At 73.9% G+C, this 11,690-nt stretch carries 12 protein-coding genes and 1 riboswitch; of the genes, 5 read left to right on the forward strand and 7 right to left on the reverse strand.

Translation table 11 applies throughout. The annotated features are described in order from the left end of the window. Positions 1–27 precede the first annotated feature (27 nt). The 3 genes from ACM26Y_RS19525 to ACM26Y_RS19535 are packed head-to-tail and all read left to right on the forward strand — an operon-like array spanning position 28 to position 3,929. A complete protein-coding gene (locus ACM26Y_RS19525) occupies positions 28–2,388 on the forward strand; it encodes a cobyrinate a,c-diamide synthase (RefSeq protein ID WP_416063711.1) in 2,361 nt (786 codons plus the stop codon). Further along, entirely contained in the window at positions 2,376–3,320 is a 945-nt protein-coding gene (locus ACM26Y_RS19530) for a cobalamin biosynthesis protein (RefSeq protein WP_416061645.1), read from the forward strand. The genes ACM26Y_RS19525 and ACM26Y_RS19530 overlap by 13 nt, the downstream gene beginning before the upstream one ends. Positions 3,321–3,371: 51 nt before the next feature. After that, positions 3,372–3,929, forward strand: a complete 558-nt coding sequence (locus ACM26Y_RS19535) for a hypothetical protein (protein WP_054372691.1) — start codon at positions 3,372–3,374, stop codon at positions 3,927–3,929. A gap of 48 nt (positions 3,930–3,977) precedes the next feature. Here the strand turns inward: ACM26Y_RS19535 and ACM26Y_RS19540 are convergent, their stop codons facing one another. The 4 genes from ACM26Y_RS19540 to ACM26Y_RS19555 are packed head-to-tail and all read right to left on the reverse strand — an operon-like array spanning position 3,978 to position 7,199. Further along, a complete protein-coding gene (locus ACM26Y_RS19540; protein WP_416061646.1) occupies positions 3,978–4,712 on the reverse strand; it encodes a cobalt-precorrin-6A reductase in 735 nt (244 codons plus the stop codon). After that, the gene (locus tag ACM26Y_RS19545; protein WP_416061647.1) at positions 4,709–6,202 is read right to left on the reverse strand and encodes a cobyric acid synthase; all 1,494 of its coding nucleotides are present in this window, start codon (positions 6,200–6,202) and stop codon (positions 4,709–4,711) included. Before ACM26Y_RS19545 ends, ACM26Y_RS19540 begins: the two co-directional genes overlap by 4 nt. Before the next feature lie 5 nt (positions 6,203–6,207). Further along, the gene (locus tag ACM26Y_RS19550; protein ID WP_416063712.1) at positions 6,208–6,981 is read right to left on the reverse strand and encodes a CbtA family protein; all 774 of its coding nucleotides are present in this window, start codon (positions 6,979–6,981) and stop codon (positions 6,208–6,210) included. 53 nt (positions 6,982–7,034) lie between these two features. Next, positions 7,035–7,199 carry a CbtB domain-containing protein gene (locus ACM26Y_RS19555; protein ID WP_003938359.1) on the reverse strand — a complete coding sequence of 55 codons (165 nt, stop codon included), beginning with the start codon at positions 7,197–7,199 and terminating at the stop codon, positions 7,035–7,037. A 57-nt stretch (positions 7,200–7,256) separates the two neighbouring features. Next, a riboswitch (cobalamin riboswitch) is annotated at positions 7,257–7,373 on the reverse strand. A gap of 62 nt (positions 7,374–7,435) precedes the next feature. On the opposite strand from ACM26Y_RS19555, the gene ACM26Y_RS19560 reads away from it, so the two are divergent. Then, complete coding sequence (locus ACM26Y_RS19560) at positions 7,436–7,966, forward strand: histidine phosphatase family protein (protein WP_416061648.1); 531 nt, start codon at positions 7,436–7,438, stop codon at positions 7,964–7,966. A 6-nt stretch (positions 7,967–7,972) separates the two neighbouring features. On the opposite strand, the gene ACM26Y_RS19565 is transcribed toward ACM26Y_RS19560, so the two are convergent. The 3 genes from ACM26Y_RS19565 to ACM26Y_RS19575 all read right to left on the reverse strand — a co-directional run bounded on the left by ACM26Y_RS19565 (position 7,973) and on the right by ACM26Y_RS19575 (position 10,521). Next, positions 7,973–8,905: a cation diffusion facilitator family transporter gene (locus ACM26Y_RS19565; protein WP_003938361.1), complete on the reverse strand. Its 933-nt coding sequence runs from the start codon at positions 8,903–8,905 to the stop codon at positions 7,973–7,975. Between the two features lie 67 nt (positions 8,906–8,972). Continuing rightward, entirely contained in the window at positions 8,973–10,118 is a 1,146-nt protein-coding gene (locus tag ACM26Y_RS19570) for an FUSC family protein (RefSeq protein ID WP_003938362.1), read from the reverse strand. After that, the gene (locus tag ACM26Y_RS19575; protein WP_003938363.1) at positions 10,105–10,521 is read right to left on the reverse strand and encodes a DUF3151 domain-containing protein; all 417 of its coding nucleotides are present in this window, start codon (positions 10,519–10,521) and stop codon (positions 10,105–10,107) included. The genes ACM26Y_RS19570 and ACM26Y_RS19575 overlap by 14 nt, the downstream gene beginning before the upstream one ends. A gap of 80 nt (positions 10,522–10,601) precedes the next feature. Between ACM26Y_RS19575 and ACM26Y_RS19580 the strand changes: the two genes are divergently transcribed. Beyond that, entirely contained in the window at positions 10,602–11,579 is a 978-nt protein-coding gene (locus ACM26Y_RS19580) for a hypothetical protein (protein WP_416061649.1), read from the forward strand. Positions 11,580–11,690: the final 111 nt, after the last annotated feature.

Genomic DNA, 11,690 nt, shown 5'->3' on the forward strand with positions numbered 1-11,690 from the left:
CGTGGTGACACTCGGGGTGGCAGCGTGCTGACGCTGCCGCGGCTGGTGATCGCCGCGCCGGCGTCCGGACACGGGAAGACCACGGTCGCAACGGGTCTCATGGCCGCCCTGCGGTCGGCCGGGCACACGGTGTCGGGGCACAAGGTCGGCCCGGACTACATCGACCCCGGCTACCACGCCCTCGCGACGGGCCGGCCGGGACGCAACCTCGACGCGCACCTCGTCGGCACCGACCTGCTCGCACCGCTGCTCGCGCACGGTGCCCGCGGCGCGGACGTCGCGATCGTCGAGGGCGTGATGGGCCTGTACGACGGGATGCTCGGCACCGACGGTTTCGCGTCCACCGCCCACACCGCGACGGTGCTCGGCGCCCCGGTGATCCTCGTCGTCGACGTCTCGCACGCCTCCCGTTCGATCGCGGCGGTGGTGCACGGCATGGCCACCTTCGACCGCGGTGTCCGCATCGCCGGGGTGATCCTGAACAAGGCCGGCTCGGTGCGGCATTCCGACGAGGTGGTCGAGGCCCTGGCCGCGACGGGCGTTCCGGTGCTCGGGGTGCTGCAGCGCGACGACGGGATCTCGGCGCCGTCGCGGCATCTGGGGCTGGTGCCGGCGCAGGAGCGGGCCGGGGCGGCCGCCCAGCTCGACCGGCTGGCCGCGCAGATCGCCGCGCGCGTCGATCTTGCCGAGGTGATGCGGATCGCCCGCAGCGCACCGGCTCTCGTCACCGAACCGTGGGAGCCGGGCGAGTCGGCCGAGGACGGACCGGTCGTCGCGATCGCCGGGGGTCGCGCCTTCACGTTCCGCTACGCCGAGACCGAGGAGATGCTGCGCGCCGCCGGGTGCCGCACCGTCGTCTTCGACCCGCTGCGCGACGAACGCCTGCCGGACGGCACCGCCGGAATCTACCTCGGCGGCGGGTTCCCGGAGGTACACGCCGCCGACCTGGCTGCGAACACGCCGCTGCGCGAGCATCTGCGGGCCGCGATCGCGGCCGGCACGCCCACCGTCGCCGAGTGCGCGGGCCTGCTGTACCTGTGCCGCGACGTGGACGGCGCTCCGATGGTCGGCGCGGTCGACGCGTCCGCGCGGATGACCCCGCGGCTCACCCTCGGCTACCGCACCGCCGTCGCGCCCCGCGACACCCTGCTCACCCCGGCGGGCGCTCGGGTGACCGGGCACGAATTCCACCGCACCACCGTCGATTCCACCGGTGAGCCTGCGTGGCTGCTGGCCGGCCGGCCCGACGGGTTCGCCTCCGCCACCGTGCACGCCTCCTATCTGCACACCCACTGGGCCGGGCATCCGGTCCTCGCCCAGCGGTTCGCCGACGCGGTGCGGGCCGCGAGGCCGGTCCCCCCGCCGCCGCGCACGCCCCCGGCCACCGCGCCGGACCTGCAGCACCACGGTGACCGGGAGGCGACCCCGGGTCTGGTGGACCTGGCCGTCAACGTCGCGCGCCGGCCACGCCCGGACTGGCTCGACGCGGCACTGACGGGCTCGCTGGCCGAACTGGACCGGTATCCCGATCCGCGGGCGGCGCGCGCGGCCCTGGCCGCGCGGCACGGCCGCGATCCGCTCGAGGTGCTCCCCACCGCCGGCGGCGCGGAGGCGTTCACCCTCGTCGCCCGCGCCCGCCGCTGGGCGCGACCGGCGGTGATCCATCCGCAGTTCACCGAGCCGGAGGCGGCGCTGCGTGTCGCCGGGCACGAGGTGACGCGGGTGCTGTTGCGGGCCGAGGACGGGTTCGTCCTCGACGCGGCGCGGGTGCCCGACGACGCCGACCTCGTCGTCGTCGGCAACCCGACGAACCCGACCGGGGTGCTGCACCCGGCTGCCGCGCTGCGGGCCCTGGCGCGACCCGGGCGGGTGCTCGTGGTGGACGAGGCATTCATGGATGCGGTACCGGGAGAGACCGAGTCGCTTGCCGGGGAGTCGATTCCTGGAGTCGTGGTGATCCGCTCGCTCACCAAGACGTGGGCGATTCCCGGGATCCGCGCGGGATACGTGCTCGGCGACGAGTCGATCGTCGCCGATCTGGCGGCGCACCAGCCACCGTGGTCGGTGTCCACCCCGGCGGCGGCAGCGATGATCGCGTGCGCGTCGGCGGCGGCCACGGTCGAAGCCGAGCGCGCCGCCGTGCAGATCGCGGCCGACCGCGCCGTCCTCGTGGACGGCCTGACCGCCCTCGGCGTCGAGATGGCCGGACCGTCCGCGGCGCCGTTCGTGCTGGCGCACGTCCCGGTCGGCACGCGGGAACGCCTGCGGGGCCAGGGGTTCGCGGTACGCCGCGGCGACACGTTCCCCGGCCTCGGCACCGACTGGGTGCGCATCGCGGTGCGCGACCCGCAGACCACCGCGGCGCTGCTCGCGGCGTGGCCGACGTGAATCCCCACGCCGCCGGCCTCGTCCTGGGCTATGCCGCCGACCGCGCGTTCGGCGACCCCCGCCGGTTCCATCCGGTGAGCGGTTTCGGCCGGATCGCGCGCGCGACCGAGCGGGCGCTGTACGCGGACCACCGAGCGGCCGGGACGCTGTTCACCGTGGTGCTGGTCGGCGGCGCCACCGGGCTCGGCTACGGCGCGGACCGACTCACCCGGCGGCGCCCGCTGCTGCGGACGGCGGTGACCGCGGCCGCGACGTGGACCGTGCTCGGCGGCCGCTCCCTGGCGCGGGAGGCCACGACCATCGACGGCCAGCTGCGCCGTGGGGATCTGCCCGCCGCGCGACGGCAGGTCACCCACCTCGTCGGCCGCGACCCGTCGCAGCTCGACGCCGCCGGCGTCGCCCGCGCCACGCTCGAGTCGCTCGCGGAGAACACATCCGATGCGGTGGTCGCGCCGCTGCTCTGGGGTGCGGTGGCCGGGCCGGCGGGCCTGCTCGGCTACCGGGCCGCGAACACCCTCGACGCCCGCGTGGGCCACCGCACGCCCCGACACGAGCGGTTCGGCTGGGCGTCGGCCCGGTTCGACGACGTGCTCAATCTGGCTCCGGCGCGGCTGTCGGCGCTGCTCGCGGCGGGTCTGGGCGACCGGCCGGGTGCGGCTCTGCGGGCCTGGCGCCGGGACGCCCACCGGCATCCGAGCCCGAATGCGGGCCCGGTGGAGGCGGCGTTCGCCGGGGCGCTGGGGGTCACGCTGGGCGGGGTGAACGTCTACCACGGGGTGGTGGAGGACCGCGGCACCCTCGGTGACGGTCCCCCGCCCCAGCCGGCGGACCTGCGGCGTGCGGTGCAGCTCGCCGCGCGGGTCGGCGTGGGCGCACTGACGGTGTGCACTGCCCTCACGTTCGCGATCAGAAATGTGGCGCGCATCACGTAAGGGGTGTAACACTGTAATCAGTGAAACACCCCTCGTCCCGAGGAGGACGACATGCGACACACCCCACACATGCACGGACCCCGCTTCGGTCGCCCCGGCGGCTGGCAGCAGGCCGACATCCCCGACGCGAGCGACGCCGCCGAGTGGTTCTCCGGACGGCTGCCCGACGACTGGTTCACCGGTCCCGCCACCATCGAGGTCGACCGCGAGGAGATCGTCGTCGTCGGGGAGCTGCCCCCGCCCGAGGACACCGGCGCCGCGGCCGTCGACGGGCGCATCGCCCGCTTCCGGGAGAGCACCCGTCCGGACCGGATGCGGATCGCCGACGAGGCCGAGGCCCGCTACGGCCGGAAGGTCGCCTGGGGAGTCACCCTCGGCGATCGCCGGGTGTTGTTCACCCACTTGGCCGTTCCGGTGATGACCCGGCTGCGCCAGCCCGAGCGCAAGGTCCTCGACACCCTCGTCGACGCCGGCGTCGCCCGGTCGCGCTCCGACGCGCTCGCCTGGTGCATCAAGCTCGTCGGCACGCACAGCGAGCAGTGGCTCGCCGAACTCCGGGAGGCGATGCGCAAGGTCGACGACCTGCGCGCCGAGGGCCCGCAGGTCTGACGCCGCAGATCCCCGTGGCCGCGCGCGCGAAATCCGGCGCGCCGGTGTCTATTTCGTCATCGGCTCGGAGGCCCAGGCGACGGCCTCGGCGACCGTCGGCACCGTCGGCACCCCCGGCGGCGACGGCGGTCGGCGCACGACGACGACCCGCACGCCGAGTTCGGCCGCGGCGTCGAGCTTGGCGCGGGTCAGGTCCCCGCCGGAGTCCTTCGTGACGAGCACGTCGACGTCGTGGCCGGCGAGCAGCGCCCGCTCGCCGTCGACGGTGTAGGGGCCCCGGGCGAGCAGCACCGTCCACGAGGCCGGCACGTCGAGGTCCAACGGCTCGACGACCCGCACGAGGACACGGTGCCGCGCCAGAGGGCCGACGAAGCAGTCGAGGGTCTGGCGTCCCGTGCTCAGGAACACGCTCGTGCCCGCGGCCGCTGCCACGGCGGCGGCGTCGTGGTCGTCGACCCACGTCCAGTCGGCGGCGCCGGTCCAGCCCGGCCGCGCCAGGCGCAGCAGCGGCACCCCGGCCGCCGCGCACGCGGTCGCGGCGTTGCCGCTGATCCGCGCGGCGAACGGGTGCGTCGCATCGACGACCCGGTCGATTCCGTTGCCGCGCAGGTACTGTTGCAGCCCCTCGGCGCCACCGAAACCGCCGATCCGCACCTCGCCGACCGGCAGCCGCGGGTTGCGTACCCGTCCCGCGAGCGACGACAGGTAGGCCACCCCCGCGGTCTCCAGACGAGCGGCGAGCGCCCGGGCCTCGCCGGTGCCGCCGAGAACGAGCACCGTCATGCCAGGCCGCCGGTCAGCGTGGGCAGCGCGGGCCGGTCCCCCAGCATCCCGAGCAGGGTGTCGACGTCGAGGTGCTCCTCGATCATGTCGGCGAGCACCTCGAGGCGGGCGTCGCGCGCGGCGTGGAAGCCGACGGTGCCGGTGGCGACGTCGCGGCCGGTGAGGTCGGCGACCTCGCGGAGCCAGGCGGCGCGCAGGGCGTCGCCCTCGAGGCTGCCGTGCCACATGGTGCCGAACACCGTCCCCGCGCGGGCGCCGCCGAGGAACTCGTCACCGCCGCCGCGGGAGATGCGGCCGTGGTGGATCTCGTATCCCGAGGCGGGGACGCCGAGTGCCGTCCCGGTCGGCAGGCGCAGCACCTTCTCCAGTTCGAAATCGGTGTGCACGTCCAGTAATCCGAGACCGTCCACGCACGCACCGGGTGCGCCTTCGACACCGTGCGGATCGGAGATCCGCCGGCCGAGCATCTGGAATCCGCCGCAGATGCCGAGCACCACGCCCCCACGTCGGGCGTGGTCGGCGACGGCGGTGTCGAGGCCGCGGCCGCGCAGCCACGCGAGGTCGGCGAGGGTGGCGCGGGTACCGGGCAGGATCACCACGTCGGCGCCGGCGAGGGCGCGGGGGTCGTCGACGAACCGCACCCGCACGTCCGGCTCGAGACACAGGGCGTCGACGTCGGTGAAGTTGCTGATCCGGGGCAGCATCACCACCGCGACGGTGAGTGCGCCGGCGCCGTCGTGGGCGGGCCGCGACGACAGGGCCAGCGAGTCCTCCGAGTCCAGCCACAGGTCGCGCTGCCACGGCAGGACACCGAGAACCGGCCTGCCGGTGAGCTTTTCGAGCGATTCGAGGCCCGGCCGCAACAACCCCACGTCGCCGCGGAACTTGTTGATCACGAAGCCGCGGACGAGGGCCTGGTCGGGCGCGTCGAGCAGGGCAAGGGTGCCGTACATGGCGGCGAACACCCCGCCGCGGTCGATGTCGCCGACGAGCACCGTCGGCAGGTCACCGTGCCGGGCCAGACCCATGTTGACGTAGTCGTGGGCCCGCAGGTTGATCTCGGCGGCGCTGCCGGCCCCCTCGCAGACCACGACGTCGAAGCGGTCGCGCAGATCGTCGAAGGCGGCGAACGCGGCGTCGGCGAGATGCCGTCGCCCGCCTGCGAACTCGCCGGCCTCGAGGTGCCCCGCGGGGCGGCCGAGCACGACGACGTGGCTGCGACGATCGCTGCCCGGTTTGAGCAGCACCGGATTCATCGCAGCCTCGGGCACCGCCCGTGCCGCCACGGCCTGGATCCACTGCGCGCGTCCGATTTCCACGCCCGCTCCGGTGTCCGGGTCGAGAGCCACCATCGAGTTGTTGGACATGTTCTGCGCCTTGAACGGCGCGACCGACAAGCCGCGTCGGGCCAGGGCCCGGCAGATCCCGGTGGTCACCACGGTTTTCCCGGCGTCGGAGGTGGTTCCGGCGACGAGCAGGCCCTGTCCCACGCCGGCTACGCCACGCGGGCGAATGCGCGTCGATCGGCGCGTTCGGTGAGGAACGCGAACGCCACCCCCAGGGCGAACCACAGCGTGGTCTGGATCACCACGGAGGCAATGCGGAAGTCCCACAGCAGCGTCGCCGGGAAGTCCGCCCCGACCTCGTCGATCGTCGGCAGCACCGCGTATCCGAGGCCCACCACGACGAGGAAGGCCAGGACCGGTCCGGCGAGCCGGACGGTACGCATCTCCTGGCGCGCGAGGGCCTTCGAGACGACGACCGCCACCGCGAGCGCGGCGAGGCCGAGCACGACCGTCGCGACCCACAGGAGCGTGCGCTGGTCGATGGTGTCCGGGTCCCCCACCGCGGGCGGATTGGCCGGGTACTTCAGGAACGGCACCGCGGCGACGGCGAGCCAGCCCGCCCCGGCGCCGAGCAGGCCGAGCACCGGGCCCGGCAGCGTGGTGTGGCGCCGCGCGAAGTGCAGCACCGAGGCGTACAGCGCACCGAGCGCCAGCCCGCCGAGGGTGGTGGCGAGGATCAGGCCCGCCTTCTGCCCGGTGCGGCCGACGAGAGCGTCCTCGCCGTGGCTGTGGCCGGCGGATCCGGCCTCGTGCGTGTGGGTGTGCGCGCCGGTGGCGGCGTGCTCGGCGGCGGACTCCTCGAGCGCGATCGCGGCCTCGATGTGCGGCTCGCCGATCACGAACGCGACGGCGCCGGCGAGCAGGCCGGCGAGGAGACCGGCGAGCAGGCCGCGCAGCAGGATCCGGGTGTAGGGGCCGGTCAACGGGCTGCTGTCCGAGGCGGCAGCGGCCGGGTGCGACGAGACGGCCCCCGCGCTCAGTGACACGGCAGGCCGAGCAGGTGCCGGCCGTCGTGCATCAGTTCGTGCATGAACATGCCGGTGCGCGACACGGCACCCTGGTCGAACCCGACCAGGTAGAGGGTGACGAAGGCGAGCAGCACGACGGCGGTGATCGCGGCAGCCAGAGCTGCCGAGCCCATCGTGGACTCGGGGGTGTGGACAGTAGCCAAAGCATCCTCCTGGGATAACGCGTCCCGTCGAAAATCCTTGCACCGAGGGAGTTTTCTGACTCCCGGACTTCACATCCGGTCACAGTGGCGCGACCGCTCCGGACTTGCACCGGATTGCCTGCACCTCGGCACGGGTAACGAAGGAACATTCGCACCCCCACCGTCCCCTGTCAAGACGAACGCGCGGGGTGTGGTTCGATGTCGCCGTGGTTCGCCTCACCCTGCTGGCCCACGCCTCGACGGAGGCGCAGCGCGCCGTCCGGTTCCCCGCCGACGAACCGCTGTCGCAGCGCGGCAGACGCGAACTCGGGCGCGCGGTGGCGCCGGTGGCCGACCGCGTCGTCGTGGCACCGGAGCGCCGCACCACCGAGACCGCGGCCGCGCTGGGTGCGACGGCCGCCGTCGATCCCGCGCTGCGGGACCTGGACTACGGCGACTGGGCGGGGCTGGCCATGGACGAGGTGCCGGCCGCGGGTCTGCACGAGTGGCTGACCGATCCGCATGCGGCACCGCACGGCGGTGAGTCCGTCGCGGCGCTGGGCGACCGGGTGGCCGGATGGCTCGACGGCCTGGCGCCGGGACGGGTCGTCGCGGTGACCCACCCGGCGGTGATCCGCGCCGCGACCGGGTACGCACTGGGCGCGGAACCGCGGGTGTTCTGGCGGATCGACGTGCGCCCACTCGCCCGGGTCCGGCTGCACGGACGCGCGGGCCGGTGGTCGCTGCGGCTGGACTGAGCCGCGCTACCAGGTGACGTTCTCCTCGCAGCGCCGCCCGTTGACGGTCGTCTCGACCTGCACGGTGGCGTGTTCGAGGCCGTGCGAGGTGAGGACGGCGCGGGCCGATTCGAGCACCCACTGCGAGTCGTGGTCGCTGATCAGGTGCACGGTGGCGACGTCCATGCCGGTCGTCAGGGTCCACACGTGCAGGTCGTGGACACCGGTGACGCCGGGCAGGGCGGACAGGTCGGCGCGGACCCCGTCGACGTCGAGATGGGCGGGCGACGCCTGGGTGAGGATGCGCAGCGACGCCGCGGCCAGCCGCACCGCCCGCGGCACCACCCACAGCGAGATGAGGACGCCGACCACGACGTCGGCCAGGGTCCAGTCGAACAGCAGGACCAGCGCGCCGGCGACGAGGACCCCGACGCTTCCGACCGCGTCGGCGAGGACCTCGAGGTACGCACCGCGGACCGCGAGACTGTCCTTCGCGTCGGCGCGCAGGAGCAGCATCACGACGAGGTTGGCGGCCAGACCGGCCGTCGCGGTGAGCACGAGGGCCGTTCCGGGGATGTCGGGAGCGTCGCCGATGCGGTGGACCGCCTCGTAGAACACCCAGACCGCCACGGCGAACAGGAGTGCGGCGTTCGCCATGGCGGCGAGCACCTCGGCGCGGTGCCAGCCGAAGGTGCGGGCGGCGGCGGTGCTGCCGCGTCGCGCGAGGATCAGGGCGGCCATCCCCATGGACATGCCCACCACGTCGGTGAGCATGTGTCCGGCGTCGGCGAGCAGGGCGAGCGAGTCGATCCACAGCGCGACGCCGGCTTCGAGGAGCAGGAACGCCACCAGGATCGCGAGGGCGATCGCCATCCGCCGCAGCCGCCCCCGCGACGGTCCCGCCTCACCGGGCACCCCGGCTCCGGCGTGACCGTGCGAATGACCGTGTCCGACCCCCATGATCCTCCCTCCGAAGTTTCGGACATCATATGCAGACATACGCATATGTTCAACGGAGGGGTGCGCGTCAGGACTCGGGCGGGTACGCCGGATGCTCCACCGTCGGCGGCAGGGTCGCGATGGCCGAGATCCGTTTCAGCCCCGCCACCTGGAGCAGGTCGACGATCAGCGAGCGGATCTGCGCGAACACCACCGTGGCCGACAGACCCGCACCCTGTACCTGGTCCGGCTTCATCTCCCGGGCGACACTTCGCAGCACCCGGGCCGCCTCCGCCTGGTCCGGCTTCTCCCCCGGCTCGGCGAGGACCATCGCCCTCAGCACGTCCACCGCGTCGGCCAGTTCGTCGATGCGCCGCACCAGCCGCGGATCGAGGATCTCGTCGTCGCGCACGAGCGAGAGCGACCGGCGCGCCAGCACGCGCGTGTTGCGCATGGCGTTGTCGATCGGGTCCGCCGCGGCCGTGAGTCGTTCGAGCCGCGGCCGGCTGTTCCAGTACAGCGGCGAGATGCGACTGATCTCCTTGCCGCCGGAGATGTTGGTGCGCATCGCGTCGATCGCCGACTGCGTGGCCCGGGCCTCGCGCAGGGCCGCCTCGATCGGCTTCGGATTGTTCTCGACCAGGCCGGTCTCGACCTTGCGCAGCACGTCCGCCGCCGTGGCCAGCACGTTCGCCGCCTCCCGGCGCGCCCGGCGGACCGGATGCGTGGGGATCACGGCGACGACGGCGATGCCGACCAGTCCGCCGACGAGGGCGTCGACCATCCGGTCGACACCCCCGGACCCGCCGGGCGGGATCAGTGTCGCCACCAGCACCGCGGAGTTCCCGGCCTGCATGGAGAAGATCGGACCGCTGTTCAGGGCTACCGCCGTGCCCATCGCCATCGCGACGACGAGTCCGATCTGCCACGGACCGCTGCCGATGAACGAGATGATCAGGTCGCCGACACCGATGCCCACGGTGACCCCGCAGACGAGTTCGACCGACCGGCGCAGCCGCGCCCCCAGAGACAGCCCCAGCGACACCACCGCCGCGATGGGCGCGAAGAACGGCTGCTCGTGACCGACCGGTCCCGTGGCCACCCACCAGGCGATGCCCGCCGCGAGCGCGCACTGCAGGATGGGCAGCGCCGAGGACCGCAGCCGGCGCCCCGACGTGCGCAGCCGCCGGCGGATGCCGTCCCTGGTAGGCAGCCGGGGACTAATCGACGCCAAGCGCTTCGGCTGCGCGGGGATCGCAGTCCTCGAGCAGGTCGAGGCAGCGGGCGTGCTCGTCGGCCTCGCCGATCTCCTTCGCCGCGCGGGCCAGCGTGGCGACGCACCGCAGGAAGCCGCGGTTGGGTTCGTGCTCGTACGGCACGGGACCGAAGCCCTTCCAGCCGTTGCGGCGCAGCTGGTCGAGACCGCGGTGGTAGCCGGTGCGGGCGTAGGCGTAGGCCGCGATCGTCTCGCCGCGCTCGAGGGCGGCTTCGGCCAGGTAGGCCCACGCGATCGACGCGGTCGGGTGGTCGGCTGCCACCTTCGCCGGATCCTCGCGGTTCAGCAGCGCCGATTCCGCTTCGTCGTCGCCGGGCAGCAGGGTGGGTTGGGGTCCGAGAAGATCACCGAAAGACGTCATGGCCACCATTGTGCCCACCACCGGACGACGGTCGTTAGGCTGCCCGGGAGAACAGCCGTCCGCTCAGCAAGGGGGATCGCGTGCCGGATCCGAAGAACGAAGACACCACCACGTCCCCCGAGCCGGCGACGGGCACCCCCGGTTCCTCCGCAGCGCCCGACGCCGAGGGCCACGCAGGCTCGCAAGACGACACACCGGCCACGGACACACCCCGTACCTCCGCAGCACCCGACGACGGCGAGGACCCGGCACCGCGCGCAGCCTCGGAAGGCAGCGCTGCGGCCACGGATCCCGCCGACGAGGCGGCCTCGGCGAGTGAGGCGGAGACGGTGGCCATACCGGCCGCGCGTCGCGCCGAACCGGCGTCCTCCCCCGCCGACGCGCCCACCGCCCGCATCGCCGTCACCACGCACACCCCCAAGCAGGCGCCGCAGCGGATCGTGCCCCAGCGCGCCGAACCGCAGCGGGTCCCGCCGGCGGAGCCGGAGCCGCACCGACCCGAGGCCCGGCGGGTGGAGCCCCAGCGCATCGAACCCCGGCGTGTCGAACCCCAGCGTGTCGAACCCCAGCGCGTCCAGCCGGTCCCGGGGCCGCAGCGCATCGACCCCGTCGCACCCGCCCGGCGGGGCCGGCGAGGCTGGGTGATCGCCGCGCTCGTCGCGGGTCTGCTCGTCGGCGCCGCAGTGGCGGCCGCGGCCGTGAAGGTCTACCTGGACGACCGGGCGGCGAATTCCCCGGAGGCCCGGATCCGCGCCACCGTCGAGACCTTCGTCGGTGCGCTCGCCACCGGCGACCTGACGACGCTGCGCACCACGACGTGCGGCGGACTGCAGGAGTTCTACGCCTCGGTACCGCCCGAGCAGTTCGCCGACATCCACCGCACCGCCGTCGACCAGGGCACCGTGCCCGTCGTCACCGGCGTCGACAAGGTGCAGATCACCGACGGCCAGGCCATCGCACAGGTCACGGCGCACCCCGCCGGGACCCCGACCGACGTCACCCAGCGCACCTTCGACCTGGCCCGCGAAGGTGAGGACTGGAAGGTCTGCGGCGAATGATCCGTGACGAACGGTAGAGGGCGAACGGTAGAGGCGGAACGAAACGACGCGAGCGGTGACGCGGGCCGGGGCCCGTGTCACCGCTCGCGTCGGACTACTGCGCGGGCTGGA

This window comes from Rhodococcus indonesiensis (genome assembly GCF_047782815.1).
In the GTDB taxonomy this organism is placed as follows: domain Bacteria; phylum Actinomycetota; class Actinomycetes; order Mycobacteriales; family Mycobacteriaceae; genus Rhodococcus; species Rhodococcus indonesiensis.

Bases quoted from the DNA above. Each gene is read 5' to 3' on its own strand.
- ACM26Y_RS19535 (WP_054372691.1), top strand. From the start codon at position 3,372: ATGCGACACACCCCACACATGCACGGACCCCGCTTCGGTCGCCCCGGC.
- ACM26Y_RS19540 (WP_416061646.1), bottom strand. From the start codon at position 4,712: ATGACGGTGCTCGTTCTCGGCGGCACCGGCGAGGCCCGGGCGCTCGCC.
- ACM26Y_RS19555 (WP_003938359.1), bottom strand. From the start codon at position 7,199: ATGGGCTCGGCAGCTCTGGCTGCCGCGATCACCGCCGTCGTGCTGCTC.
- ACM26Y_RS19565 (WP_003938361.1), bottom strand. From the start codon at position 8,905: ATGGGGGTCGGACACGGTCATTCGCACGGTCACGCCGGAGCCGGGGTG.
- ACM26Y_RS19575 (WP_003938363.1), bottom strand. From the start codon at position 10,521: ATGACGTCTTTCGGTGATCTTCTCGGACCCCAACCCACCCTGCTGCCC.